This window comes from Rathayibacter sp. KR2-224 (genome assembly GCF_049446075.1).
Classification (GTDB): Bacteria; Actinomycetota; Actinomycetes; order Actinomycetales; family Microbacteriaceae; genus Humibacter.
On record NZ_JBMSEB010000001.1, the window covers coordinates 1,539,219 to 1,565,188 of the forward strand.

The window sequence follows — 25,970 nt, forward strand, 5'->3', positions numbered from 1 at the left end:
CCCCGTGAACCCTTACGTCGTGTGCGGAGCGCCCGGCGTGGGACGAACTCCGGGTCTCTTGTGCGCTACTCGGGAAGCGGGTCGGCGGACACGGCATCCTTCGACGCCCCGCGCGAGGTCGCTCCGGCCGCTGAAGAACGGCGGTCGCGGCGCACCGCGAGAACCATGTCGACGGTGAGCACGACCAGCGCAGCCCAGACCAGCGCGAACCCGATCCAGCGCTCGAACGTCATGGCCTCATGCAACAGCACGACGCCCACGATCAGCTGCAGGATGGGCGTGAAGTACTGGATGAACCCCATCACGATGAGGGGGAGGCGGCGGGATGCCGCAGCGAAGAACAGCAGTGGGATCGCCGTGATCACCCCGGCCCCGAGCAGGCCGATGGTGTGCAGCACGCTGACGTGCCCGAAGGTGATCCCGGTCGTCGCGCCCACGACGAAGAGCTGCACGATCGCCACCGGCGTGAGCCAGGCCGTTTCGAGGGTGAGGCCGCTGAGCGCGTCCACGTCCCGCCCGACCTGCTTCTTCACGAGGCCGTAGAGGCCGAACGAGAACGCCAGCGCCAGGGCGATCCACGGCAGGCGTGCGTAGCCGACCGTGAGCACGACGACGGCGACCACGGAGATGCCGATGGCGATCCATTGGGTGATGCGCAGGTGCTCGCGCAGCACGATCACGCCGAGCAGCACGGTGACGATCGGGTTGATGAAGTACCCGAGGGATGCCTCGACCACCTGGCCGGACGTCGTCGCGTACACGTACGTCTGCCAGTTCACGTAGATGAGCACGCCTGCCGCACCCATGACCAGAACGATGCGCGGCCGCTTCAGGATGACCGCGAACGGACGCCATGCGCGCGTCACGACTATCGCGATGCCGCAGAAGACCAGCGAGAACAGCACGCGCCACGCCACGATCTCGAACGGACCGGTCGGCGCGAGCGCGATGAAGTAGACGGGCAGGAAGCCCCAGATCAGATACGCGGCAAGTGCGAAGACGATGCCACGGCCGGCCCGAGAGGGAGCCGCGCCGGTGACGCGGCCGCCGGACGTTACAGAGGAGGCAGGCGCTGTCGCGGCGCCGTTCGCCGGCTCTTCGGCGGAATGGTTCACGGCTGGATCAGGCACCGATCCATCGTAGGTTCCACGACCGACGTCCGCGGCCGATCTGCGCATACAGCCGGGCCTTGCAGCCCGGGCCTGCAGCCGGGCATCCAGGCAGGCCTGCAGCCGGGCATTCAGGCAGGCCGGTACCCGAGACTCAACCACCCGTTTTCAGGACATGCGCCGAGCCGGCGTCACTATCCGGTCGCCCCGCCGCATGTCCTGAAAACGGATGGTCAAGGCCCGTTGACACCGAGCCGGGGCAGGAATGTCACCGTTCCGGGGCAGGCCAATGCCAGCGGGCATGCGAAAGGGGTCCGGATGCACAGGCATCCGGACCCCTCTCGAAGTGCTGCGGGTCACCGCAGCGACGCGAGCGTCAGCGCTCGATGACCGCCAGCACGTCGCGGGCAGAGAGCACCAGGAACTCGTCTCCGCCGAACTTCACCTCGGTGCCGCCGTACTTCGAGTAGAGCACCTTGTCGCCGACGCTCACATCGAGGGGCACGCGGTTGCCGTTGTCATCGATGCGGCCGGGTCCGACCGCGATGACCTCGCCCTCCTGCGGCTTCTCCTTGGCGGTGTCCGGGATGACCAGGCCGGACGCAGTGGTCTGCTCAGCCTCAACCTGCTTGATAACGATGCGATCCTCGAGCGGCTTGATGGAGACCGACACGGTTGACCTCTTTCTGTACTTTGTACTGAAGACGTAGTTAGCACACTGACAGTGAGAGTGCTAATCAGCAGTGTAGGCGCACGGCTGGCACTCGTGCAACGTGAGTGCAAGCAGCGGATGCTCGTCCGCGGCACCCGGCGGGAGCACGGCCGGCGTGGATGCCATGGCGATAGGTTGTCGCAGGTGGAACGCGCGGAACTGGTGGAGTTGCTGAGCCCGGAGGGCCTTCGGCTGCTCGACTCGTTGCCGAGGTACGAAAGCGCGGCAGACGTGGTGCGCATGGTGAGCGACTTGCGCAAGCAGGGGCATCCGCCCGGGCTGGTGGCGACCGTGCTCACCCAGTCGAAGCTGCGCGCGAAGGCCACCGCCAAGTTCGGGCCGTTCGCTTCCCGCATGCTCTTCACCGAGGCGGGGCTGGAGCAGGCGACGAGGCTGTCCGTGGGCGCGAGGCACGCCGGCAGGTACGCGCAGGCCGGGCTGGGCCGGGTTGCAGACCTGGGCTGCGGCATCGGCGGCGACGCCATGGCGCTGGCGGCACTCGACCTCGAAGTGACGGCCGTGGACGTCGACGAGGTGACCGCGGCCGTCGCCAGCTACAACCTCGCTCCGTTCTCGAACGCGCAGGTGCTGTGCTCGCGGGCGGAAGACATCGACCTCACCGCACAGGATGCCGTCTACCTCGACCCCGCGCGTCGCACGGCTGGGCATTCGGGCACCACGCGCCTCTCCGACCCCTCTGACTGGTCGCCAAGCCTGGACTTCGTGTTCGGCCTCGCCGAGCGGATGCCCGTCGGCGTCAAGCTCGGACCAGGCCTCGATCGCGCGCTGCTGCCCCAGAATGCCGAGGCGCAATGGGTCTCGGTCGACGGCCAGGTGGTCGAGGTGGGCGTCTGGACGGGGCCGCTGGCGAGGGACGGCATCCGCCGGGCAGCGCTCATCGTCCACGGAGACTCGGTCGCTGAGCTGACGGCTGCAGGCGACTCGGACGACGAGCCGACGGGGGCGCTCGGCGAGTACCTGTACGAACCCGACGGCGCCGTCATCCGAGCACGGCTGATCGGTGACGTGGCGCGCGGTCTGCAGGCCAGGATGCTGCGACACGACATCGCCTACCTCACCTCAGACAGACTCACGACGACACCGTTCGCAACGGCCTTCAGAGTCATCGAGGAGTTGCCCGGCAAGGAGGCGGAGCTGCGCGCGGCGCTCGCGAAACGCGGAGTCGGGACGCTCGAGATCAAGAAGCGCGGTGCAGACGTCGATCCGGCGGCGCTGCGGAAGCGGCTCAAGCTGAAGGGCGGGGCATCCGCCACGATCGTGCTCACCAGGATCGGCGCCAGGCACGCCACTCTGCTGGTCGAGCGGGTCGACGACGAGCAGCCGGCGTGACGTCGTCCGCTCGGGCGATACAGCGCGTGTGATGGGTGCGATCGCGGGCGACCGCCGTTCTGGCTGACGACCACGCACTCGCCGACAACGACCAAGGGCCGCCCCGCTCCGGGGACGGCCCTCGTACCGTGATGCCGGCGAGCCGCGCCGGCTCAGTAGTTGTAGCTGTAGTTCGCCGAGGCGATGGCGCTGATCACGATGATCAGGATCCAGAACAGGATCAGGGCGACGGATACGAAGCCGAGAATGATTCCCGTCAGCCAGAACCCCCTCGCCTGCGGCTCACGCGACTTGCCCAGGAATCCGAGCACGATGCCCGCGATGCCGAAGAGCGCGCCCCAGCCGAGCGAGATCACGCCGATGATGCCGCCGATCAGCGCGAGGATGCTCAGAATCGGCGACTTGGTCGGAGCTGGCGCGTACGGCTGGCCGTACTGCGGAGCACCGTAAGGCGGCTGCTGAGGAGGAGCCCCGTACTGCGGGCCAGGCTGCGCGCCATAAGGCTGCTGCGGCGCACCATACGGCTGCTGCGGCACGCCGTACGGTTGCTGCGGCGCACCCTGCGGCGCACCGTACGGCTGCTGAGGCTGCTGCTGTGGAGCCCCGTACCCGGGTTGCGGAGCCCCGTACGGCTGCTGCGGCGGCACCGGCTGCTGCGGCGGCACGGGCTGCTGTGGCGGCACCGGCTGCTGTGGCGGCACCGGCTGCTGTGGCGGCACCGGCTGCTGCGGCGCGCCGTACGGCTGCTGCGGCGCGCTCGGCGGCGGAGGCACCTGCTCCGGGTTCTGTGGAGCATTCGGGTCGGACATTGGTGCTTCCTTTCTCGAAGCCTGATGCACGAGCGAGGGGTGAGGAGCGGCAGCTGCCTGCTCCTCACCCCGAACGCGTCTGGGCGAACCTGATCAGTAGTTCTTGAGCGAGGTGCCCAGCGAGGCGAGCACGACCACGGCGATGATGATCACGATGATCTCGAGCGCGATCGCGACGAAGCCGAGGATGATACCGGTCAGCCAGAAGCCCCTGGCCTGCGGCTCCTTGCTGCGGCCGAGGAACCCTAGAACGACTGCAGCGATCGCAAACAGACCGCCGAAGTAGAAGAACGACCCGACGATGCCGATGATGCCGCCGATCAGCGACAGGATGCTCAGGATCGGCGTCTTCTGCGCCGGAGCTGCGTACGGCTGTCCGTAACCCGGGGCGGGCGCGCCGTACTGCGGAGGCGCGGGCTGCTGCGGTGCGCCGTACTGCGGAGGAGCCGGCTGCTGCGGGGCCCCGTAAGCAGGGGGCTGCTGCCCGCCCGCCGGCGGCTGCACAGGCTGCTCGGGGTTCTGTGGTGCGTTGGGATCAGTCATTGTTCAGTTCCTTTCGGCTTTCGGCCGTCTAACGATCGTCGGCTAGGAGTGCATGGACATCACGAGAACCACGCCGACGATCCAGAGGATGACGCCGAGCACGATTCCGATGAAGCCGAGGATGATGCCGGTGAGCCACAGACCCCTTGATGCGGTCTCCCTCGTCCTGCCGAGGAACCCGAGCACGACCGCGGCGATGCCGAGGATGATCGCGATCAGCGGAACCAGGAACGATACGACGCTGATGATGCCGGCGACCAACGAGATGATGCTCAAGACCTTGGACGAACCGCGCCCTGTCGTCCCTGCGTACTGGGGAGCGCTGGGCGCACCGTACTCCGGAGGGGCCGGCGGACGCGGCGTTCCCGACGGGTCCTGAGGAGCGTTGGGATCGGACATGAGCTGGATCCTTTCGAGTTGGCCGGCACGTGAGGCGCCGGTCGTGCGTCCGCTCCGGCTGAACCTGAACGAAAGCTGTGTATGCCAATGCTGGCATCCGCCTTGGGGAGTGTCAATGCACCCCGGTTGTGGCGTGTCGAAGTACGACGCGCCTGAGCGGACGCTCATGCCGCAACGCTAGGCCGGTCGGCTCGCCTCCGACATGGGGAGCGCTCCCCATTCGTGCGCTGCCGCAGACGAACGTCAGACCTGGATGTCTGTGACCGGCAGCGTGGAATCCGCTCCGAAGTCGAGACCACTCGCCTCGTGACCGGCCATGATGCGCTGAGCGGCAAGAGCCGCGATCATGGCGCCGTTGTCGGTGCACAGCGACAGCGCGGGGATGCGCAGGGTGATGCCCGCGGCATCCGCGCGTTCCTGCGCCAGCTGCCGCACCCGCGCGTTGGCGACGACGCCGCCCCCGAGGAGCAGGCGAGGCACGTCGCGGTCGATGCACGCGGCGATGGCCTTGCGCAGGAGCACGTCGGCGACAGCCTCCCGAAAGCTCGCAGCCACGTCGGCGACGGGAACGGGCTCGCCCGCGTCCTCCTTGCGCTCGACCCAGCGCGCGACGGCCGTCTTCAACCCCGAGAACGAGAAATCGTAGCGATGCTTGGCCATGTCTTTGGGGAGGGTGAGTCCGCGTGGGAAGCGGATGGCTTGCGGATCGCCGTCGGCCGCCACCCGGTCGATCTGCGGACCTCCTGGGTACGGCAGCCCGAGCACGCGCGCGACCTTGTCGAACGCCTCGCCTGCGGCGTCGTCGATCGTCTCGCCCAGCAGCTCGACATCGTCGGTGAGGCTGCGAACGTGCAAGAGGGACGTGTGGCCTCCCGAGACGAGGAGCGCGATGGTGGGAAGTTCGATGCTCCTGCCGGGTCCCCCGTCGGCGTCGAGCAGGTCGGCGCCGACGTGCCCCACCAGGTGGTTTACGCCGTACAGCGGCTTGCCGAGTGCGACGGCGAGTGCCTTCGCCGCGCCGACGCCGACCATGAGGGCGCCGGCGAGACCTGGACCGCTCGTCACGGCGACGGCGTCGAGGTCGGCGAGCCGGATGCCTGCCCGCGCGAGCGCCTCGGTGATGGTCGGCTCGAGAGCCTCGAGGTGTGCGCGTGCTGCGACCTCCGGCACCACTCCGCCGTAGCGCGCGTGCTCCTCCATGCTCGAGGCGATCACGTTGGCGAGCAGCCGAGTGCCGCGCACGATGCCGACGCCCGTCTCGTCGCACGACGTCTCGATGCCCAGCACGAGGGGTTCGGAGTTCACGGGCGGTTTGGGGTTCAGCTCGAGGCGCATGACGATCGCATCGACGTCGTCGGGCTGGTAGTAGTGCGGCCGCACGGCGATGGGCTCGAATCCGAGCGAGGTGTAGAGGCTCTGTGCTTGCGGGTTGTCGTCGCGCACCTCGAGGAACACCGTGCGGGCGCCTCGGCGTGCCGCCTCGTCGATCATGTCGTGCATGAGCGAGCGGCCGAGGCCGAGCCGTCTCGCCGACGGGGCGACCGCGATCGTCTGGATGTCGGCATCCGTCGCCCCGCTCACGCAGCGGAGGCCGGAGTACCCGACAACTGCTCCTTCCCGCTCCGCGACGAGGTAGTAGGAGTGGGGTGACGTGAGCTCGCCGTGCATGAGGTCGGGCGACCATGCGTCGCTGACGAAGACCGACGTCTCAAGCGCCATGATCGCGTCGAGATCGTGCACCGAGGCGCGGCGCAGCAAGGCATTCATGCCGTCACCCGCTTCGGGCCGCTCGACGGCGTGACGTCGGGCGAGCGCAGGTAGAGCGGACGGTCCTCGGCGAACGGCCGTCGCGCCGCATACAGCCTTTCGGCGAGCATGCCGAGCTGCCCGGCCGAGACGGATGCCGCGTCGAACCTGGGCACGTCTGCCCGCGTCGCTGCACCACCGTGTCCCGCTTCGCGCACCGCCATCTCGTACAGCTCGTCCGGCTTCGCGAGGCCCGGTCCTCCGGTTCGCAGTGGTAGGCCCAGCTCGTCCACGCCGCCGTACGTGCTCCAGTAGAGCTCTCGACGGCGGGCATCCGTCACCACGAGCAGTGGGCCGGAGTGCCCGGCGCCATAGCGCCCCAGTGCGACGGCGTCGTGACTCACGATCGGTACCAGGGGCTTCGCGATGCCCAGCGCGAAGGCCTTGGCGGCCGCGATGCCGACCCGGAGCCCGGTGAACGGGCCCGGGCCCATGCCCGCGACGACGCCGGAGAGCCGGCCCGGCGCGACGGATGCCTGTTCCAGGGCATCCAGGATCATGCGCCCGATCACTTCCGCGTGCCGCATGGTGTCGGTCGTCGTCACCTCGCTGAGCACGCCGCCCTCCAGGTCGACGACGGCGACGGACGTGCCTGCCGAGGTGTCGATGGCGAGGAGCATCCTTTCAGCGTAGCGATCGCCTATCCATCCAGGGTCGAGCTGCCCGTGCAGCGACAGCACCTACCGCGGGTCGAGTAGCCGCGAAGCGGCGTATCCACCGCGGGTCGAGTAGCCGCGAAGCCACCCATGCCGAGCTGATTCACGAGAACCCGACGTGTTTTGCGAGAGGATCCTCCGCTTGGCTGCTGCAGCCAGCGACTGTCCTAAATGCCTTCGGCGGTAATAGCTACGGCCAGCCGCTGATGGGCGTCGATCGTCATGCTCATTAGATTTTGCGGATCAAGGCTGAGTTCGGGGATCACCCCATCGAGCCAGCGCAGACCGGCCTTGGTGAGCAGTTGCTTTTCGTTCGTGACCCATTCGCCTCGGTGAGCGAGGATCGCATGAGCGGCGTAACAGGCGCCCTCGCTCAACAGGCCCGCGCACTGCGCGGTACGCCCGCGCCTGGCATGTCCCTCCTCGGCGTAGTGCAGGGTCGAATCGGCCCACCGCCACCAATTGCCGGGAGCCGCGCGGCGCAGCGCCTCGGGGTACTCCCACTGCGGCAGAAGCCCTCGCAAGGTTCTGTTGATCCCCAACTCAGCCAGCAGGATGTAGCTCGGGAGCCCCGCTTGATGGAAGAGGAGGCGTTCGACGGTGTACTTTCCCCGGCAGGCGTCGTCGTGGATCCGCTCGATCAGCTCCAGGTCGCGGTAGTGAATATCGATCAACTGCCCGTCCACGGTGAGCTTGCCGCCGCCGTTGAAGATCGGGCTCCACTCGCCGAGTTCGCTGATCTGACCAGACCAGCCGAGATCACGGATGTGTTGCGGGTCAAAGTCTCCCCGGTAATACACGGCGACATCCCAGTCGCTATCGGGACGACTTGTTCCCTGCGCACGAGAGCCGCCGAGCGCGACGGCTTCTACCCCAGGCAGATTCCGTAGCGAATCGGCGACGTAGTCGACAAAAGGCGCGAAAGCGTGGTCAAACGTAGACAAGGTGGGCTCCTGGCATGCCGGATCGATCAACTCGCACGCGAGAGCGGCGAGGACTGAAACAACAGCTAAAGGATCACGAACTACAGCTTTACACGGCCCTCGTCCCAAGCCAAGCGCCGTGTTCCGCGGCGAACCGACGGACAACCGGACTTGCCGGGTAGACCGTTGCCATCTCCTCGATGACGCGTCCGGTCGCCGCTGCGTTATTCAGGTTGCCTCCGAAGGAGTACGGCGAGCTCCGTGCTCTCCCGGCACAGCAAGTCGTTTCCTCCTGGCGCGAGCCGTACGAATAGCGACCACTCACCGAGCGATGCGCGTCGTGTCTGCTCAGCTCAGCTCAGCTCAGGACAGTTCGAAGTTCGGCTTCGGTGAGCGCGCGGCTCGAATAGATCAGGCGAACCGCAGTCGGGTCCGGATTGCCTGCATCGGGGCCGCGGTACGCGAGATCGAAGCCGAGTTTGACCGCGACGCGGGCCGAGGCGGTGTTGTGCTCGAGTAAGTAGGCCACTATCGGAAGGCCCGGGAGAGCGAGCGTGGCCTGGCCCACGGCTTCATGGGCGACTTCGCTCGCATAGCCCTGACCATGTTCCTCGGCGGCGAGCCGGTACCCGAGGCTCCAGACCGCGCCGCCGGTCATCAGCGTGCAACCGCCGTATCCGATCACGCGTGACGAACCGCGCGGGCGAACGATCCAGGGGCCGAGCCCGACCTGTTCCCAACTCTCCAGCCAGCGGGAGAGGACGGCGCGCGTCTGTGCGATGTCCCGGTGGCGGCCGCTCGGAAAGTGGCCCCACACTCGCGGGTCCTGGTTGATGGCGAACAGTTCCTCAGCATCGCGTTCCGCAGGACGCATCAGGTCGAGCCGGGCGGTTTCGACTGGCAGCATTCCGTCGAGGCTACGCGAGACCCATGACAGCCCCTCGGACGAGCGCGATGGTGCATCCCTGCACCGCGCAGAGCCACACTGCCCATCTGCCTTCCGCGAAGCTCGCAGACTTTGACATGGCCACGAGCGTCGGAGCGAACGACCTAACCGCTAGCCGCCCTACCCGGAATTCCGCAGCCCTAGACGCGGTTGGCACCAGAGGCCGCGGCTCTCGCGCCGATCATCAGTGAACGCATCCATAGGGGCAATATGACAACTCTCGGCATCATCGGAAGTGGCAACATCGGGACTGCTGTCGCGCGGCTCGCAGTCGCCTCGGGGATGAACGTCATCATCGCCAACTCTCGAGGACCGCAATCCCTGCAGGATCTCGTCGCTGAACTCGGAACGCACGCCTCTGCCGGGACGGTCGGGGACGCGGCTCGGGCCGACGCGGTCGTTCTCTCGATCCCACTCCTCGCAGTGAAGGATCTACCCGATGGACTGCTGCACGACAAGCTGGTGCTAGACACGAGCAACTACTACCCGTCTCGTGACGGTCGAATCCCGGAACTCGACAGCGGAGCCCTGACAACGAGTGAGCTCGTGCACAGCTGGCTCGGCGGCGCCCGCCATGTCAAGGCGTTCAACAACATCCTCGCTCACCACATCCCTGTCCTCGCCCGCCAAACCGGGGACCCGGACCGCTCGGCGTTGCCCGTGGCGTCCGATGACGCGGATGCAAAGACAGAAGCCGCCGCGATCCTGGATCGTCTCGGCTTCGATGTTGTCGACGCCGGACCACTCGCCGATTCCTGGAGGTTCGAACCTGAATCGGCTGGATACACGCCGATATATCTGGCCGACCCAGCCACGCGTCTCGACCGGCTCATGTCCGCCCCCGCCGGCCCCACCCCCGCCAGCGAGGTCAAGGCTGCATTGGCATCGGCCACCCGCGTGAACATCGCCGAGCGCGTGTAGCGAACCCCGGATGGGCCGATCTCTTGTGGTCAGGTTGTAGTGATGTTTTCTGCCGCGTCCCTGAGCTGATCCGCCGCTTCCCGAATCCGTGACGGCAATGTGCCTTCACGAGGGGCGGCCGCCCACCGATCGAAGCCTCTGCGGAAGATTGCGACACCGACGTCCGCGAATAGCTCAGCTGCTGATGGATCGGCGCCGCGTTCACGCAATCCCGCCGCGAGGGCAACCGCGACGGCGGCGAATTTCGCGTGCCCGCGCTCCTGTAGTTCAGGGCTGGCAGCAATGACCTCACGACGCTGCGATGCGTGCTCGGCGACGTGCTCGGCGAGCATCTCGCCGACGTCAGTCATGGCCTGGAGCATCGCCTGGAACGGCGCGAGCGTGGGGTCCACCCGCCGCATTGCGTCTGCGAGCGCGCCTGGCAGTTGTTCCGAGCCGGCGAAGAGCACGTCACGTTTGTCGGCGAAGTAGCGAGAGAATGTGCGCCGAGTCAGGCCTGCACGTTCCGCGATCTGCGCGACGGTGACGTTCTCGTAACCGCGCTCGAGGAACAGCTCGATGGCGGCCGTGCGCAAACGTTTCTCGGCGTCTGGCTCCCATCTGGTCATGAGCCCAACCTAGCAGTTATGTCGCAATGAGACATGACTGTGCTAGCGTCAATGACTCAATGAGACATCACCTTGGATGGAGCCAGACATGAGCATGGACGGACAGCGGGTCATCATCGTCGGAGGAAGCTCCGGCATGGGGTTGGCGACGGCGCGAGCGGCAGCACGTGAAGGTGCGAACGTGACCATCGCATCGAGCAGCCGGCAGCGCATCGACGCAGCGTTAGGCGAACTGCCCGAAGGATGCGCGGGTGCAGTACTCGACGTGCGAGACGAGGCCCAGGTCGCGGCCGTCATCGAGCAGTTCGATGAGATAGATCACCTGGTCTTCACCGCCGGCGATGAGTTCACGCCGCGGCCGCTGGCCGAGCTCGACCTCCGGGATGCGCACTCGATCCTCGACGTGCGATTCTGGGGAGCCGTGACCGTTATCAAGCATGCGATCGGGCGACTGCGGTCGACGGGCTCCATCTCGCTGACCACCGGCACGGTGGGGCAACGCCCGATGCCTGGCGCCGCGCTCGCGGCCGCAGGTGCCGGTGCGACGGAGGCACTCGTACGTGGCTTGGCCGTGGAGCTTGCCCCGATCCGCGTCAACGCCGTCCGGGCGGGCGCAGTCCGGACCCCGATGTGGGACCGCGTAGCCGCCCCGCAGAGAGACGCCATCCTCGCTCGCCTCTCGCAGCACACGCTTGTCGGAGCCGTCGGCGAGCCGGAACAGATCGCCTTGGCACACCTCTATCTGATGCACAACGGCTACGTCACCGGCACCACTCTCGCGGTCGACGGAGGCTCACTGCTTGCCCCGAGCTGAGACCAGTGCGACCGTGGCCAGTGCCTGCAAGTCCGTCCGCTAGCGCGCGATCCCCAAGCGCCCGCCGCCGATCGTGGAATCCGCCGCCTTCGCCGCGAACCTACAGCTGCCAGCGCGACCCGTGCGGCGTGACCGTGACGACGCGCGGCTCCTCCGGCACGTCTTCCGACTGTGCCGCGTCGTCCGCCGAACCGTCGTCCGCCGGACCTTCGCCCACGACATCATCGCCCGCGCCGCTCGGGCGCTCGATCGTGACATCCAGCCACGACTCGGCCACGCCGTCGAGCAACCCGCTTCCCCACTCCACGACCACGACGGAACCGGCGAAGTCGATGTCGAGGTCGTCGAGTTCGACGGCGGAACCGAGCCGGTAGGCATCCACGTGCACGAGAGGCGCACCGCCGGAGAGCGAAGGATGCGTGCGCGCCAGCACGAAGGTCGGGCTCGTCACCGGACCACGCACGTTCATCGCCTCGCCGACGCCCCTGGTCAGGGTGGTCTTGCCTGCACCGAGCGGGCCGGAGAGCACGACGAGGTCACCCGCCTTCAGCAGGCCGCCGAGGTCACGGCCGAACGCCTCCATCGCCTCCGACGTCGGCACCGTGTGAGTGCCGGCAACCGGCATCCCCCGTGGCACTCCGCCGCCTCGCCGCTCACTCGCCGACATAGCGCCTCGACACTCGCCTCCCCAGCCGTGTGACGATCTCGTAGCCGATCGTGTCAGCCGCACGCGCCCAGTCCTCGGCCGACGGCACGCCCGTCTGGGGGTCGCCGAACAGCGTGACCTCGTCGCCGACGTCGACTCGGCTGTCTCCCACGGCCACGACGATCTGGTCCATGGCCACGCGACCCGCGATCGGATGCCTCACCCCGCCGATCGAGACCTCAGCCCGCCCAGAAGCCTGCCTCGGAATTCCGTCGGCGTACCCAACGGGCACGAGCACTACCGTCGTCTCCCTCGGCGCGCGGTACGTGTGGCCGTAGGAGACGCCCTGCCCCTCTGGGATGCGCCGAACGGCCGCGACCCGGGACCTCAGCGTCATGGCGGGACGCAGACCGAATTCGGCCGGCTCCCGATCGGAGAACGGAGACAGCCCGTACACCGCGATGCCCAGCCGCACAGTGTTGTACCTGGTGCGGGGCAGCGTGAGCGCTGCGCCGCTTGCCGCGAGGTGCACGAACTCCGGGTCGAGACCGGCACGGGATGCCTCGGCCAAACCCCTGTCGAAGGCGGCGGCCTGCGCGGTGTCGGAGTCGGCATCGGTGCCCGACAGGTGGCTGAAGACTCCAGCGACGTGCACGAGGCCGGCCGCCTCGGCGGCGCGGGCGGCGCTGACGGCGGAGGGCCAGGCATCCGGGGTCACGCCGTTGCGGCTGAGTCCGGTGTCGAGCTTGAGGTGCACCACCGCCACGCGGCCGGCACGTTCAGCGGCGGCGGCGACGGCGTTGAGCTGCGCGACCGAGGAGACGCCCACCTCGATCTCTGCGGCGAGTGCGGCGTCGAAGTCCGGATCGGAGTCGTGCAGCCATGCGAGCACGGGTGCCGTGATGCCCGCCGCTCGCAGTTCGAGGGCTTCGGCGAGGTCGGCGACGCCCAGCCGGTCGGCACCTCCGGCCAGCGCTGCTCGCGCTGCCTGCTCCGCGCCGTGCCCGTAGCCGTTCGCCTTCACGACGGCGATGGTGTGCTCAGTGCCGATCGCGTTCCGCAGTGCTTGCACGTTGCCGCGGATCGCGCCGAGGTCGACGACCGCCTCGCGCAGCGGGGCCAGCTCGCTCACGCGCGCCCCTCCCCCGGTACGCCCCGCGACTGGGCGTGCGCTGCGCCTCCACCCGTCACGTCGTCGGTTTCCGCGACGACGAAAGCGCACGCCACTCCGCCGTCGTGCGTCATGCTGAGGTGCCAGCGACGGATGCCCCGCCCTGCCGCCACCTGCGCGACGGCACCGTGCAGCACGATATCCGGGTTACCGTGCTCATCGGAGACGACCTCGATGTCGACCGCGACCACCGAGTCGGCTCGGCCGAGCGCCTTGACGACCGCCTCCTTCGCCGCGAACCGGGCCGCGAGCGAATGGCTGGGCAACTCCCGTTCGGCCGCTGTGAAGAGACGCGTGAGGAGTTTCGGAGTGCGCGCTATCGCCCGCTCGAAGCGCTCGAGATCGACGATGTCGACGCCGATGCCCGCGATCACGGCGTTCCTTGCGCGCTGCTGCCAGGCATCCTGCCGCCCTATTCCACCGTGACCGATTTGGCCAGGTTGCGCGGCTGGTCGACGTCGAGACCCTTGGCCGTGGCCAGCTCCATGGCGAAGATCTGCAGCGGGATGACCGCCAGCAGCGGCTCGAAGAGCGGCGCCGCCAGCGGGATGCGCACGACCTCGTCGGCGAAGGGCAAGACGGATGCGTCGCCCTCCTCCGCGATCGCGAGCACGCGTGCGCCGCGGGCGCGGATCTCCTGGATGTTGGAGACCACCTTGCGGTGCATCTCGTCTGAGCCGCGGGGGCTCGGCACGACGACGAACACCGGCTGCCCTGGTTCGATGAGGGCGATCGGTCCGTGCTTGAGCTCACCCGCCGCGAATCCCTCGGCGTGGATGTACGCGAGTTCCTTGAGCTTGAGCGCACCCTCCAGCGCTATCGGATACCCGACGTGCCTGCCGAGGAACAGCACGGCACGCGTGTCGCTCATCCAGTGTGCGAGTTGTGCGACGGAATCGCTGGACTCCAGCACGCGCTCGAGCTTCTCCGGGATGGCCGCCAGTTCCTCGAGGTTCTCCGCCTGCTCGGCATCCGACAGCGTGCCGCGGAGTCTGGCCAGGTGCAGGCCGAGCAGGTAGAGGGCCGTGATCTGGGCGACGAACGCCTTGGTCGATGCCACCGCCACCTCCGGCCCGGCATGCGTGTACACGGCGCCGTCGGACTCGCGCGGGATGGTCGCACCCTGCGTGTTGCAGATCGACAGGGTCTTCGCCCCCGCCGCCCTGGCGAACTTGACAGCCATCAGCGTGTCCATGGTCTCGCCGGACTGGCTGATCGACACGACCAGGGTCGTCGGAGTAATCACGGGCTCCCGGTAGCGGAATTCGTGGCTGAGTTGCACCTCGACGGGAATTCGTGCCCACTTCTCGATGGCGTACGAACCCACCTGGCCCGCATACGACGCGGTGCCGCAGGCGATGATGACGATGCGGTCGATGTGCATCATCAGATCGTCGAGCGCGGCGAGCTCGGGGATGACCGCTTGTCCCTCGTGCACGCGCCCGCGCAGGGTGTTCGCGACGGCATCCGGCTCCTCGGCGATCTCCTTCGCCATGAAGCTCGACCATCCGCCCTTGTCGCTTGCCGCGGCATCCCAGGCCACCTCGAACGGCTCGACCTCGACGGTCTCGCCGTCGAAGTCCGTGACGACGACGTCGGTCGGCGTGATGACGACGATCTGGTCCTGGCCGATGGCCACGGCGCGCCTGGTGTGCTCCACGAAGGCCGCGACATCCGATCCGAGGAAGTTCTCCCCATCGCCGAGGCCGATCACGAGCGGCGAGTTGCGCCTGGCTCCCACGACGACGCCAGGCTGATCCTGGTGCACAGCGAGCAGCGTGAACGCGCCGTCGAGCCTGGCGACGACGCGACGGAACGCCTCGACGAGATCGCCGGTCTGCCGGTATTCGCGTCCGAGCAGCAGTGCAGCCACCTCGGTGTCGGTCTCGCTGGTGAACGAGAGCCCTTCCGCGGAGAGCTCATCACGCAGCCCAGCGAAGTTCTCGATGATGCCGTTGTGGATGACGGCAAGTCGACCATCGTCGCCGACGTGCGGGTGCGCATTGCGGTCGGTCGGCCCGCCGTGCGTGGCCCAGCGCGTGTGGCCGATTCCGGTCGCACCGTTACCGATCGGATGCCGCTCCAACTCGTCCTCGAGCACGCCCAGCTTGCCGGCGCGCTTGGCCACGTTCAGCTGCCCGTTCTGCGCATCGATGACGGCGACGCCGGCGGAGTCGTAGCCGCGGTACTCCAGCCGCTTCAGGCCGCCGAGCAGCACCTCGAGCGACCTGTCGCTGCCGACGTAACCGACGATTCCGCACATGAGGGTCGATTCTACCGGCGGGAGGTGCTCAGCCCGTCTGCCGGATCGTGCACGTGCCGCCAGGGTGGCCCTGCGGCGGGGCGGCGTGAATGCGGCCGGTAGGATTGTCAGCCATGGCGACGAACGGCGCGGCGCAGTCCGCGCGCATCACCCCGTTCGTCGAACTCGATCGCTCCGACTGGGCAGAACTGGCCCAGAGCACGCCGCAGCCCCTCTCCGAGTTCGAGGTCGCTCAGCTCCGCGGCCTTGGCGACCGCCTCGACATGCGCGAGGTGGCAGAGGTCTACCTGCCGGTCAGCCGGCTGCTGAGCATGTACGCCACCGGCACCCAGCAACTGCAGCGCGCGACCACCGAGTTCCTCGGCGAGCGCACCGCGCGCACGCCGTTCGTGATCGGCGTCGCTGGATCCGTCGCCGTCGGCAAATCCACGACGGCGAGGCTTCTGCGCGAGCTGCTGAGCCGCTGGCCCACCACTCCGAACGTGCAGCTGGTGACGACAGACGGATTCCTGCTGCCGAACGCCGAACTCGAGCGGCGCGGCCTGATGACCCGCAAGGGATTCCCCGAGTCGTACGATCGCCGCGCACTTCTACGCTTCGTCACCGCCGTGAAGAGCGGTGTCGAGGAAGTGCGTGCGCCGTTCTACTCGCACCTCAGCTACGACATCGTGCCCGATGCGCAGGTGGTGGTCAGGCATCCGGATGTGCTCATCGTCGAGGGCCTCAACGTGCTCCAGCCCGCCGGCGGGGGCAACCGTCTCGCCGTGAGCGACCTCTTCGATTTCAGCGTCTACGTGGATGCCCGTACCGCCGACATCGAGCGCTGGTACGTCGAGCGATTCCTGAAGCTGCAGCGCGGCGCGTTCGCGGATCCCCAGTCCTACTTCCACAGGTATGCCAGCCTCACGGAAGAGGAGGCGACCGCGCAGGCGCTGTCGATCTGGCACGCGATCAACGAGCCCAACCTGGTGCAGAACATCCGACCGACCAGGTCCCGAGCCAAGCTCGTGCTGCGCAAAGACAGCGACCACACCGTCTCGTCGGTACTACTGCGCAAGCTGTAGCCGCTGCACCCCGTCCGGCATCTGTAATTGCGCCAATTCGTGATGATTGCGCCCGGAAAAGTGGCGCAACCACGACGAAGTGGCGCAATTGCCGGAACGCCGGGTGGAGGTGGACGGCGCTACTGGGCGAGGCGGATGCGCACGACCTCGGCGAGCTCGTGCGCGTGCCGGTCTGCGGTCGCCTGGTCGGCGGCCTCGACCATGACCCGCACCATGGGCTCGGTGCCGGACGGGCGCAGCAGCACACGGCCGGTCGAACCAAGGGTGGCCTCCGCCGAGCGCACGGCTTCGGCGATGACGTCGTCCTCGTGCAGGCGGTGATGGTCGACTCCGCGCACGTTGACCAGGATCTGCGGGTACACCGTCATGCACTTCGCCAGCTCGGCGAGGGTCTTGCCCTTGCGTGCGATCTCGCTCACCAGGTGCAGCCCGGTGAGGATGCCGTCTCCTGTCGTCGCGAACTCGCGCATGATCACGTGTCCGGACTGCTCGCCGCCGAGCGAGAAGTCGTTCTCGTTCATCTGCTCGAGCACGTACCTGTCGCCGACGCTCGTCTGCACGACGTCGATGCCGTTCTCGGCCATGGCCAGACGCAGGCCCAGGTTGCTCATCACGGTCGTGACGAGCGTGTTCTTGTTGAGCACGCCACGCTCGGCCATGCTCAGGGCCAGGATCGCCATGATCTGGTCGCCGTCGACGATATTGCCGTCCGCATCGACGGCCAGGCAGCGGTCGGCGTCGCCGTCGTGCGCGATTCCGACGTCTGCGCCGTGCGCGACGACGGCCTCCGCCAGCTTGTCGATGTGTGTCGAGCCGACACCGTCATTGATGTTGATGCCGTCAGGATCGTCACCGATCACCGTGACGCGCGCGCCGGCATCCGTGAACGCCTCAGGCGAGATGCCCGCGGCCGCGCCGTTGGCGCAATCGAGGAGCACGTGGATGCCGTCGAGCCGGTGCGGCAGGCTCGCCAGCAGGTGCAGCACGTAACGGTCTTCGGCGTCGGCGAAGCGGCGGATGCGCCCGACCGCTGCGCCGGTCGGCGTCAGCTTGGGGAGTCCCAGCGCCGCCTCGATGCGGTCCTCGACCACGTCGGGCAGCTTGGCGCCGCCCCTGGCGAAGATCTTGATGCCGTTGTCTGGCGCCGGATTGTGCGATGCGGAGATCATCACGCCGAAGTCGGCGCCGATGTCGGCGATCAGGAATGCGGCGGCCGGAGTGGGGATGACCCCGGCGTCGAGTACGTCGACGCCGGAACTCGCCAGCCCGGCGGCCACCGCAGCCAGAAGGAACTCGCCGGACACCCGAGGGTCGCGCGCCACAACCGCGACGGGGCGTTTGCCCTGCGCGCGGCGTGCTTCGGCGCTGCGGCCCTGCCCGAGAACGACGGCGGTCGCCTGGGCGACGCCCAGGGCGAGGTCCGCCGTCAGTTCTCCGTTCGCCAGGCCGCGAACACCGTCCGTACCGAAAAGGCGTGCCATAGAAGGTCTGCCCGCTTTCGGCAGGATCAGCGCTTCGAGTACTGGGGAGCCTTGCGGGCCTTCTTGAGGCCGGCCTTCTTGCGCTCGATGACTCGAGCGTCACGGCTGAGGAAGCCGGCCTTCTTCAGCGTTGCTCGGTTGTTCTCGCGGTCGATCTCGTTCAGCGCACGAGCGATCGCCAGACGCAGCGCTCCGGCCTGACCGGAGGGGCCGCCGCCGGTGATGCGGGCGATGACGTCGTAGCTGCCGAGCAGGTCGAGCACCTTGAACGGGTCGGTGATGAGCTGCTGGTGCAGCTTGTTGGGGAAGTAGTCGGCGAACTCACGGCTGTTGACCGTGATGCTGCCTGAGCCCGGAACGAGGCGCACGCGGGCGATCGCCTGCTTGCGGCGGCCGACGGCCGCACCGGGAACGTTGAGAACCGGGCGGGGCGCCGCGGGCGCCTCGGTGGCCGGAGTTTCGGTCGTGAAGCTCTGCGGCACGTCCTGGGCCTCGAGCTGGTCGGAGATCTTCGCCACGATGGATTCAGTCCTTGTCTAAGTCGAGAAGAGTTCTTGTTTGACCGGTGCCTACTGGGCGACCTGGTCGAAGGTGTACGGCTTCGGCTGCTGAGCGGCGTGCGGGTGCTCGCTGCCCGTGTAGACCTTGAGCTTGCGCAGCTGCGCGCGCCCGATGGAGTTCTTCGGCAGCATGCCGCGGACGGCCTTCTCGACGGCGCGAACCGGGTTCTTCTCGAGAAGCTCGGAGTAGGAGACGGCCTTCAGACCACCCGGGTAGCCCGAGTGGCGGTATGCCTTCTTCTGCAACGCCTTCTGGCCGGTCAGGGCCACCTTGTCGGCGTTGATGATGACGACGAAGTCGCCGGTGTCGACGTGCGGAGCGAACGTCGGCTTGTTCTTGCCGCGCAGAATGGCGGCGGTGTGGCTGGCCAGGCGGCCGAGCACCACGTCGGTGGCGTCGATGACGACCCAGTTGCGCTGGATCTCGGATGCCTTGGGGCTGAAAGTGCGCGTCACAGTAGTGGCTGCTTTCTTATGTCGTGGTTGGGTTGGTCGTGAATCCCGCTCCGGTCGGGAGTTACCGCTTCGATGAACCGGGAACGCCGCAGGTGGAGGGCTCAACTACGGATGCCGCGCCGCAGTCGGCGGACACCAAAGGTCAACATTACCCGACGCGGGTCGGCCCGTCCAATCACGCCCACCGCCTCGTCTCTGGTGCTTCGCCGCGCGTTCACTTCAGCGCCACGCCGGGGTCGGATCCGCTGCCTAGCTTGGGCCCATGCGCAGCCCAGTCCGTGTCGTCGCCGTCATCCCAGCGCGAGCCGGTTCGGTCGGCGTGCCCGACAAGAACCTCCGCACCGTCGGCGGCGTTCCTCTCGTGCAGCGGGCGGTGCGCACGGCGCTTGCGACGGCATCCGTCGACCATGTCGTCGTGTCGACCGACGGACTCGAGATAGCGTCTCTCGCCGCGGAAGCCGGTGCCGGGGTCGTCATGCGGCCGGCCGCGCTCTCCACGGGTGTCGCCTCGAGCGAGAGCGCGATCACGCACACGCTCGACGTGCTCGAGGAGCGAGGCGCGGAGCCCGAGGTCGTCGTCTTCTTGCAGTCGACCAGCCCGTTCACGCGCCCCGAGGACGTCGATGCGGCGGTCGCGCGGGTGAGGTCAGGCGAGTGCGACTCCGTCTTTTCCGCCGCCCAGACGCACGCGTTCATCTGGGAGGTGGACGCACGAGGAGCGGCGTACGGCGTCAATCACGACCCGAACGTTCGGCGCATGCGGCAGGATCTCGCGCCGCAGTACCGGGAGACCGGCGCCTTCTACGTACTCGACGCTCAGGGCTACCGCCGGGCGGGCCACCGGTTCTTCGGTCGCGTGGGCGTGGCCGTCGTGGCCGAAGAGATCGACATCGACACCGAACGCGACCTCGCGGTCGCCGACGCGCTCGCTCCCCTGCTCTCCCCCGCTGTCACGGCCGCGGATGCCACGGCGCGCGAGGCCGCCCCGGCTGCAGTCGGTGCATCGCTGGCCGTTGGCGCCGCGGTGCAGGCCGCCGACGGAGCCCACGGGTCCGTCGGCCGAGCGCCCATGCCTGCGGCAAGCGGCGCGGCGACCATACCTGCAATGTGGAGTGCGAACGACATCGGCGCCGAACTGGATGCCGAACTCGAGTCCGCGGCGCGCGGGGCAGAAATGGACGGCCTGGCAGGCATTCAAGCCGTGGTGACCGACTTCGACGGCGTGCACACCGACGACACCGTGATCGTCGATCAGAACGGCATCGAGTCCGTTGCCGTCGATCGCAGGGACGGACTCGGGGTGCGCATGCTGCTCGAGGCGGGCATCCCCGTGGTCATCCTCTCCAGCGAGACCAACCCGGTCGTTGCGGCGCGGGCCGCCAAGCTCGGCGTCCCCGCCATCCAAGGCGTGCACGACAAGGGGTCTGCGCTGCGCGAATGGGCGGCGGATGCCGGGGTCGAGCTGGACCGGATCGCCTACCTGGGAAACGACGTCAACGACCTCGGCGCGCTACGCGCCGTCGGCTGGCCGTTCGTCGTGCGCAACGCGCATCCCATGGCGGTCGCCGTGTCCCGTCGAGTGCTCGACTCGGCCGGCGGCGCTGGCGCCGTGCGTGAACTGGCGGAACTCATCGTTCAGCACAAACGGAAGGCGCAATCATGACAGCATCGACCAACCACGTGCGCATCGGCGTGAACCTCATCGGCGACGGCCTCCCGGTGTACGTGATCGGCGAGATCGGCCTCAATCACAACGGCGATGTCGACATCGCCAAGCGGCTCATCGACGTCGCCGCCGATGCAGGCGCGCAGGCCGTGAAGTTCCAGAAGCGCACCCCGGCCGTCTCGACGCCTGAGCACATGAAGAACACTTCGCGGCAGACGCCGTGGGGCGAGATGACGTACCTCGAGTACCGCTACCGCGTGGAGTTCGGGCGGGAGCAGTACATCGAGCTCGGCGACCACGCGACGATGCGCGGCCTCGACTGGTTCGCATCGCCGTGGGACGTGCCGTCGGTCGAGTTCCTCGAAGACCTCAACGTGTGCGCATACAAAGTGGCGTCCGCGTCCGTGACCGACCTCGACCTGCTGTCCGCCATAGCAGCCACCGGGAAGCCGGTCATCCTCTCCACCGGCATGTCGACCATCGACCAGATCGACGCGGCCGTCGCAGCGCTCGACGGCTCACCGCTCGTGGTGCTGCACGCGACATCCACCTACCCTCTGCCGCCCGAGGAAGCGAACCTTCGCATGATCGGCACGCTGCGGGGCCGGTTCCCCGGCGTTCCCGTTGGGTACTCGGGCCACGAGCCGGGCCTGCAGATCTCGCTGGCGGCCGTCGCGCTCGGCGCGGTCGCGGTCGAGCGCCACATCACGCTGGATCGCACCATGTGGGGCAGCGACCACGCTGCGTCTCTCGAACCGCAGGGTCTGCAGCATCTCGTGCGGGACATCCGCGTGATCGAGCAGGCGATGGGCGACGGAGTGAAGCGGGTCTTTCCCGGCGAGCTCGCACCGCTGGCGAAGCTTCGCCGCGTGGAGGCCTGAGCCGTGCCAAGAAGCGTGCTCGCGATCGTCGACTCGGACTCGTTCGTCAAATGGGGTGCGAGCCTTGTGGGCACGCTGCCGGACGACTGGAAGACGTCGCTGATCGCCGTCAACACGGCCGCGACGGCGAGCGACGCGCAATTGGATGCCGCACTCGCGCACGCTCCCGTCGCTGCGGGCGGCCCCGAGTCCGATCCCGTCCGGCTCATCGGCCCTGGCGGCCGCAGCATCGAGCGACTGTCGCACACCGAGATCGTCGACCGCGTGCGCAGGCAACGCCCCGATGCCGTGCTGGTGGCGACCCGAGGACCCATCGCCGAGGTGCTCATCGACGAGATCATCCGCAGGGTCCCGAGAAGGCCCGTGATCGTGACGGGGCTCCCCGGTATCTCGACGCCGGCGAAGTGGAAGGGCCTGTTCCTGCGGGCCCGCGCCGACCTGTTCGTGCTGCACAGCCACCGCGAGATCCGCGAATATCGCGCGCTGGCGGCATCCCACGACCTGTCGCATCGCTTCGGACTCGCGACGCTTCCGTTCCTTCATGCCGCTCGAGGCATACATCCGCCGGTCGAACGCGACAGCATCGTGTTCGCCGCTCAGCCGACGGTGCCTGCCGGCGTGGAAGCGCGGCGGATGCTCATGGGCTGGCTAACAGAGACCGCGCGCGCACACCCGCAGCTGCGCATCGTGGTGAAGATCCGTGCATCGGGCGGCGAGGGGCAGACGCACAGGGAACCGCATCCGTACGCAGACCTCGTGCCGATGGATGCGCCTGCCAACCTGGTCGTGGAGGGAGGCCCCATGGGCGAGCATCTGGCTCGCGCCGTCGGCTTCGTGACCGTGAGCTCCACTGCCACGCTCGAGGCGATATCGCACGACGTTCCTTCGCTCGTGCTCGCCGACTTCGGCGTAAGCGGCAAACTCATCAACGAGGTCTTCATGGGGAGCGGGCTGCTCGGCACGTCTCGCGATCTCCTGGCCGCGCGGTTCAAGCACGTGGTCGACGGCTGGCGTGAGGACAACTACTTCCATCCGGCCGAGGACGACGACTGGGCAAGGCAGCTGCAGATGCTGGTCACGCTGCGCGAGACGTCCAGGCTGACGGTGCGGCCTGCGGTGCGCGTGAGCCGTGGCGGACCCCTGCGGCGAGCGTGGGAGCGCAAGCGAGCGTTCGGCAGGCACGACCACAGCGCTCTGGGCTACGTCGCGCTGGCGGTCGGCACCCCGTTGCGCGTCGCGCGAAACGCAGCGCTGGCCGCGCTGCCGGCTTCCGGACGCGAGGAGCGCGGCGACGCCACTGCGGCCGAGGACGCGCTCACGCCCGAGTACTCACCCGCCGGCTGAGCAATGCCCGCTGGCAATGCCCGCTGGCAGCGCCGGCTGTGCAATGCCGGCTGTGCAGTGCCGGCTGTACAGCCGAGATCAGAGCACGCGCCTCGCGCGGGTCTGCTCGGCGCGGGCGGCGAGCTCGGACCCGTGCGGGTATCCAACCTCGATGAGGGTCAGGCCCTTAGCCGGCATGACCTTGAACGCGCTCGTGCGCGTGCCGACGTCCCGTAGGAGCGCGAGGTCCTCGATCGCGAGTCTGCCCTCCCCCACCGCCACGCACGCGCCGACGAGCGCGCGCACCATGCTGTGGCAGAACGCGTCGGCACGCACCCCGGCGACGAGCACGCCGTCCGGCTCGCGCCGCCAGCCGAACTCCTGCAACGTGCGGATCGTGGTTGCGCCCTCGCGCGGTTTGCAGAACGCGGCGAAATCGTGGAGTCCGAGCAGCGTCTCGGCGGCCGCATGCATGGCCGCCACGTCGAGGAGAGCGGGATGCCACACCGTGCTCGTGCGCGTGAGCGGGTTCTTCTGCGCCGCGGCATCCGCCACTCGGTACTCGTACCTGCGCCACACGGCGGAGAAACGGGCGTCGAAGCCTGGCTCGGCGACCTCGGCCGAGGTGACGACGACATCGGAGCCCGCTGCGCCGAGGATGCCGGTCAGACGCCTGCGCAGCGCGGTCGCGGCATCCGGGTCACCCGCCTGATTCCTGGCCTTGCGCGGTCGCAGGAGTGAACGGAGCTGCTCGTCCGTGAGGTCGACGTGAGCGACCTGTCCCAGCGCGTGCACGCCGGCATCCGTCCGCCCAGCCACGGTGAGCGTCGGCGCGGGCTCGTGCGTGCGGAACAGCGTGCGCAGCGCCTCCTCGAGCACGCCCTGCACGGTGCGCAGGCCGGGCTGCCTGGTCCAGCCGCTGAACAGGGTGCCGTCGTAGGCGATGCCGAGCCGGATGCGAGTGCCCTTGTCTTCGCCCGCCGCACCCCCGACCGCCACCCGGTCATTCTATGTATGCCGGCTCGCGCTCATGATCGCCGGGTTGAGCTGCTGCCACTTCTGTGCGGTCTGTCCGAGCCAGAACACCATGAAGAAGATGATGAGGGCGAGCTCCCCGACCAGGACCCATGGCTGTCCGCGACCTGCGCCGTTCAGGTGCGAGACGAACACGACGGCGAGGTAGGCCAAGCTCATGCACATACCCACCGTCACGACGATGTACAGCGCGCGCCAGGGGCGGTGCGCGGTGACCGCGGAGATCACCGAGACGGCGATCATGATGCAGAAGAAGGCGGCTGTTGCCACAAGGTGTCCGAGCGCGAGCAAGGTCGACGCAGCGACGCCGAGCCAGAAGAGCCAGCCGATCGACACGAGGACGACGACGACCACGGGCGCCAAGACTCCGGGCGCCAGGGCGTGGCCCGCCGCCTGCCTGGCTGCCGGGAGGCACACGGCGGCGGCCGAGACGAGGATGCCCATGACAGCGACCACGATGACGCCCACGAACGCCCCGCGCGCGTCCGTCGCGGGCACGCACACGGTGCCGTCCGGGCACCGGCCACCCGTTCCCGGCGCGTCGTGGGCTCCGAGCGGGGTGGGCACCACCGCGATGAACGCCGCGAACACGGCAGCGACGTCGAGGAGAACCTGCTCAACGCTGTGGCCGGACAGGGCGACGAGCGCCAGGGCGATTCCGAACATGGCCCCGGTGAACATCGTGCGGCCCGGCGTGTAGTACAGCGCACTCAGGCTGGTGACGGGACCAACGACGACCGTCACCACGACGAGTGCCACCAGCACCATCGCCGCGGACGCGACGATCGCCAGACGCAGGTGCCGGTATGTGCGCTGCGTTGACGTACTCGACAGCTCCATGGTCCCGATCCTGCACCCGGAGTGTTCGCGGACACCCGTACTTCAGCGCGTGGTGGGCTGCAGCACCGCCAATACGGTGCGGCGGTCAGCGAGCGGGGAGTCCCACCCCGAACGCCGCCGCCAGCTCGAGGATCTTGCGGGCGCGCCCGAGTCGGGGTAGGTCGCTGCCGTCGCGGATGATGCGGCCACGGGCCTCGAAGTCGCCGAGGAACTCCTCCGCCCAGGCCACGTCGGTGGGGGTGGGGCTGATGACCTCGTTGATGACGGGAGCCTGGTCGGTCGACAGGCACAGCTTACCGGTCATGCCCATGGTCACGGTCACCTGGGACTGCTCTCGCAGCACCGGGTGACTCGTGCCTACGGTCGGACCGTCGATGGGCCCGGGAAGCTTGCCACAGCGGCTGGCGACCACGAGCTTTGCCCTCGGGTAGGCCATGGCCATGTTGTCCGCCGCCATGCCAGTGTCGCGCCGGAAGTCACCCGAGCCGAACGCGAGCCGGAACGCTCCCTCAGCACGCGCTATGTCGGGCGCGCACTCGATGCCTATCGCCGACTCGACGAGGGCGATCACCTGCGTGCGGGCCCCGAGCACGTGATAGGTGTTCGTCACCTGCGACGGGTCCTCCGTCTTGGCGAGCATGACCCCCTGCAGGCCGGGAAGCTCGCGCAGTGCGCGCAGATCATCGGCCCAGTACGGCGTGGTCACGTCGTTGACACGCACCCAGGCCTCGCCGCCTCCGACGAGCCAGCGGGCGACATCCTCGCGTGCCTCGTCTTTGTGCGACGGGTCGACTGCGTCTTCGATGTCGAGGATGACTGCGTCGGCCGATCCGTTCGCCGCCGCGTCGAACTCCTCCGGCTTCGTACCCGGCACGAGCAGCCACGAACGCGCATGCTCGGCCTGCGGCCGCGGAAGACGCTTCGCTGTCGAAGCGGAGGTCATGGACTCCTCCGCAATCATGTCGTCCACACTGGCTCCTTGGATTCG

At 68.2% G+C, this 25,970-nt stretch carries 27 protein-coding genes; 7 read left to right on the top strand and 20 right to left on the bottom strand.

Going from position 1 to position 25,970, the window contains the following annotated elements; genetic code table 11:
• Positions 1 to 65: 65 nt before the first annotated feature.
• Positions 66 to 1,130, bottom strand: a complete 1,065-nt coding sequence (gene rarD / locus ACO2Q7_RS06995) for an EamA family transporter RarD (protein ID WP_423354885.1) — start codon at positions 1,128 to 1,130, stop codon at positions 66 to 68.
• A gap of 355 nt (positions 1,131 to 1,485) precedes the next feature.
• A complete protein-coding gene (groES, locus tag ACO2Q7_RS07000) occupies positions 1,486 to 1,782 on the bottom strand; it encodes a co-chaperone GroES (RefSeq protein WP_423354886.1) in 297 nt (98 codons plus the stop codon).
• 183 nt (positions 1,783 to 1,965) lie between these two features.
• On the opposite strand from groES, the gene ACO2Q7_RS07005 reads away from it, so the two are divergent.
• Entirely contained in the window at positions 1,966 to 3,171 is a 1,206-nt protein-coding gene (locus ACO2Q7_RS07005) for a class I SAM-dependent methyltransferase (protein ID WP_423354887.1), read from the top strand.
• 152 nt (positions 3,172 to 3,323) lie between these two features.
• Here the strand turns inward: ACO2Q7_RS07005 and ACO2Q7_RS07010 are convergent, their stop codons facing one another.
• From ACO2Q7_RS07010 to ACO2Q7_RS07040, 7 genes are all read right to left on the bottom strand, one after another.
• Positions 3,324 to 3,980, bottom strand: coding sequence for a hypothetical protein (locus ACO2Q7_RS07010; RefSeq protein ID WP_423354888.1), 657 nt, complete (start codon positions 3,978 to 3,980; stop codon positions 3,324 to 3,326).
• A gap of 93 nt (positions 3,981 to 4,073) precedes the next feature.
• Positions 4,074 to 4,523: a hypothetical protein gene (locus ACO2Q7_RS07015; RefSeq protein ID WP_423354889.1), complete on the bottom strand. Its 450-nt coding sequence runs from the start codon at positions 4,521 to 4,523 to the stop codon at positions 4,074 to 4,076.
• 42 nt (positions 4,524 to 4,565) lie between these two features.
• Entirely contained in the window at positions 4,566 to 4,922 is a 357-nt protein-coding gene (locus ACO2Q7_RS07020; protein WP_423354890.1) for a DUF4190 domain-containing protein, read from the bottom strand.
• Positions 4,923 to 5,165: 243 nt separating this feature from the next.
• Positions 5,166 to 6,689, bottom strand: coding sequence for a tRNA (adenosine(37)-N6)-threonylcarbamoyltransferase complex transferase subunit TsaD (gene tsaD, locus ACO2Q7_RS07025; RefSeq protein ID WP_423354891.1), 1,524 nt, complete (start codon positions 6,687 to 6,689; stop codon positions 5,166 to 5,168).
• Positions 6,686 to 7,348, bottom strand: coding sequence for a tRNA (adenosine(37)-N6)-threonylcarbamoyltransferase complex dimerization subunit type 1 TsaB (tsaB, locus tag ACO2Q7_RS07030; protein ID WP_423354892.1), 663 nt, complete (start codon positions 7,346 to 7,348; stop codon positions 6,686 to 6,688). Before tsaB ends, tsaD begins: the two co-directional genes overlap by 4 nt.
• 203 nt (positions 7,349 to 7,551) lie before the next feature.
• A complete protein-coding gene (locus ACO2Q7_RS07035; protein ID WP_423354893.1) occupies positions 7,552 to 8,328 on the bottom strand; it encodes a nucleotidyltransferase domain-containing protein in 777 nt (258 codons plus the stop codon).
• A gap of 337 nt (positions 8,329 to 8,665) precedes the next feature.
• The gene (locus ACO2Q7_RS07040; RefSeq protein WP_423354894.1) at positions 8,666 to 9,214 is read right to left on the bottom strand and encodes a GNAT family N-acetyltransferase; all 549 of its coding nucleotides are present in this window, start codon (positions 9,212 to 9,214) and stop codon (positions 8,666 to 8,668) included.
• A 249-nt stretch (positions 9,215 to 9,463) separates the two neighbouring features.
• Between ACO2Q7_RS07040 and ACO2Q7_RS07045 the strand changes: the two genes are divergently transcribed.
• A complete protein-coding gene (locus ACO2Q7_RS07045; RefSeq protein WP_423354895.1) occupies positions 9,464 to 10,174 on the top strand; it encodes an NADPH-dependent F420 reductase in 711 nt (236 codons plus the stop codon).
• A 29-nt stretch (positions 10,175 to 10,203) separates the two neighbouring features.
• Here ACO2Q7_RS07045 and ACO2Q7_RS07050 read toward each other — a convergent pair whose 3' ends face one another.
• Positions 10,204 to 10,782, bottom strand: a complete 579-nt coding sequence (locus tag ACO2Q7_RS07050; protein WP_423354896.1) for a TetR family transcriptional regulator — start codon at positions 10,780 to 10,782, stop codon at positions 10,204 to 10,206.
• Between the two features lie 88 nt (positions 10,783 to 10,870).
• Here ACO2Q7_RS07050 and ACO2Q7_RS07055 point away from each other — a divergent pair, with 88 nt between their 5' ends.
• Positions 10,871 to 11,596, top strand: coding sequence for an SDR family oxidoreductase (locus tag ACO2Q7_RS07055; protein ID WP_423354897.1), 726 nt, complete (start codon positions 10,871 to 10,873; stop codon positions 11,594 to 11,596).
• A 100-nt stretch (positions 11,597 to 11,696) separates the two neighbouring features.
• Here ACO2Q7_RS07055 and tsaE read toward each other — a convergent pair whose 3' ends face one another.
• The 4 genes from tsaE to glmS are packed head-to-tail and all read right to left on the bottom strand — an operon-like array spanning position 11,697 to position 15,676.
• Positions 11,697 to 12,221, bottom strand: a complete 525-nt coding sequence (gene tsaE / locus ACO2Q7_RS07060) for a tRNA (adenosine(37)-N6)-threonylcarbamoyltransferase complex ATPase subunit type 1 TsaE (protein ID WP_423355988.1) — start codon at positions 12,219 to 12,221, stop codon at positions 11,697 to 11,699.
• A 28-nt stretch (positions 12,222 to 12,249) separates the two neighbouring features.
• The gene (gene alr, locus ACO2Q7_RS07065) at positions 12,250 to 13,374 is read right to left on the bottom strand and encodes an alanine racemase (protein ID WP_423354898.1); all 1,125 of its coding nucleotides are present in this window, start codon (positions 13,372 to 13,374) and stop codon (positions 12,250 to 12,252) included.
• Complete coding sequence (locus ACO2Q7_RS07070; RefSeq protein WP_423354899.1) at positions 13,371 to 13,787, bottom strand: holo-ACP synthase; 417 nt, start codon at positions 13,785 to 13,787, stop codon at positions 13,371 to 13,373. Before ACO2Q7_RS07070 ends, alr begins: the two co-directional genes overlap by 4 nt.
• A gap of 38 nt (positions 13,788 to 13,825) precedes the next feature.
• A complete protein-coding gene (gene glmS, locus ACO2Q7_RS07075; protein ID WP_423354900.1) occupies positions 13,826 to 15,676 on the bottom strand; it encodes a glutamine--fructose-6-phosphate transaminase (isomerizing) in 1,851 nt (616 codons plus the stop codon).
• 113 nt (positions 15,677 to 15,789) lie between these two features.
• Between glmS and coaA the strand changes: the two genes are divergently transcribed.
• The gene (coaA, locus tag ACO2Q7_RS07080; protein ID WP_423354901.1) at positions 15,790 to 16,740 is read left to right on the top strand and encodes a type I pantothenate kinase; all 951 of its coding nucleotides are present in this window, start codon (positions 15,790 to 15,792) and stop codon (positions 16,738 to 16,740) included.
• A gap of 119 nt (positions 16,741 to 16,859) precedes the next feature.
• Here the strand turns inward: coaA and glmM are convergent, their stop codons facing one another.
• The 3 genes from glmM to rplM are packed head-to-tail and all read right to left on the bottom strand — an operon-like array spanning position 16,860 to position 19,237.
• Positions 16,860 to 18,221 carry a phosphoglucosamine mutase gene (glmM, locus tag ACO2Q7_RS07085; protein WP_423354902.1) on the bottom strand — a complete coding sequence of 454 codons (1,362 nt, stop codon included), beginning with the start codon at positions 18,219 to 18,221 and terminating at the stop codon, positions 16,860 to 16,862.
• 26 nt (positions 18,222 to 18,247) lie between these two features.
• Positions 18,248 to 18,739, bottom strand: a complete 492-nt coding sequence (gene rpsI, locus ACO2Q7_RS07090) for a 30S ribosomal protein S9 (protein ID WP_423354903.1) — start codon at positions 18,737 to 18,739, stop codon at positions 18,248 to 18,250.
• Between the two features lie 51 nt (positions 18,740 to 18,790).
• Positions 18,791 to 19,237, bottom strand: a complete 447-nt coding sequence (gene rplM / locus ACO2Q7_RS07095; protein WP_423354904.1) for a 50S ribosomal protein L13 — start codon at positions 19,235 to 19,237, stop codon at positions 18,791 to 18,793.
• Between the two features lie 262 nt (positions 19,238 to 19,499).
• Between rplM and ACO2Q7_RS07100 the strand changes: the two genes are divergently transcribed.
• Genes ACO2Q7_RS07100 through ACO2Q7_RS07110 form a run of 3 tightly spaced genes read left to right on the top strand, consistent with a single transcriptional unit; the run spans position 19,500 to position 23,128 of the window.
• Positions 19,500 to 20,900 carry a cytidylyltransferase domain-containing protein gene (locus ACO2Q7_RS07100; protein ID WP_423354905.1) on the top strand — a complete coding sequence of 467 codons (1,401 nt, stop codon included), beginning with the start codon at positions 19,500 to 19,502 and terminating at the stop codon, positions 20,898 to 20,900.
• A complete protein-coding gene (locus tag ACO2Q7_RS07105; protein ID WP_423354906.1) occupies positions 20,897 to 21,784 on the top strand; it encodes an N-acetylneuraminate synthase family protein in 888 nt (295 codons plus the stop codon). Before ACO2Q7_RS07100 ends, ACO2Q7_RS07105 begins: the two co-directional genes overlap by 4 nt.
• 3 nt (positions 21,785 to 21,787) lie before the next feature.
• Positions 21,788 to 23,128: a DUF6716 putative glycosyltransferase gene (locus ACO2Q7_RS07110; RefSeq protein ID WP_423354907.1), complete on the top strand. Its 1,341-nt coding sequence runs from the start codon at positions 21,788 to 21,790 to the stop codon at positions 23,126 to 23,128.
• A gap of 78 nt (positions 23,129 to 23,206) precedes the next feature.
• On the opposite strand, the gene truA is transcribed toward ACO2Q7_RS07110, so the two are convergent.
• The 3 genes from truA to ACO2Q7_RS07125 all read right to left on the bottom strand — a co-directional run bounded on the left by truA (position 23,207) and on the right by ACO2Q7_RS07125 (position 25,925).
• A complete protein-coding gene (truA, locus tag ACO2Q7_RS07115; RefSeq protein WP_423354908.1) occupies positions 23,207 to 24,106 on the bottom strand; it encodes a tRNA pseudouridine(38-40) synthase TruA in 900 nt (299 codons plus the stop codon).
• 9 nt (positions 24,107 to 24,115) lie between these two features.
• The gene (locus tag ACO2Q7_RS07120; RefSeq protein WP_423354909.1) at positions 24,116 to 24,982 is read right to left on the bottom strand and encodes a hypothetical protein; all 867 of its coding nucleotides are present in this window, start codon (positions 24,980 to 24,982) and stop codon (positions 24,116 to 24,118) included.
• Positions 24,983 to 25,067: 85 nt separating this feature from the next.
• Positions 25,068 to 25,925 carry an HpcH/HpaI aldolase/citrate lyase family protein gene (locus ACO2Q7_RS07125; protein ID WP_423355989.1) on the bottom strand — a complete coding sequence of 286 codons (858 nt, stop codon included), beginning with the start codon at positions 25,923 to 25,925 and terminating at the stop codon, positions 25,068 to 25,070.
• Positions 25,926 to 25,970 lie beyond the last annotated feature (45 nt).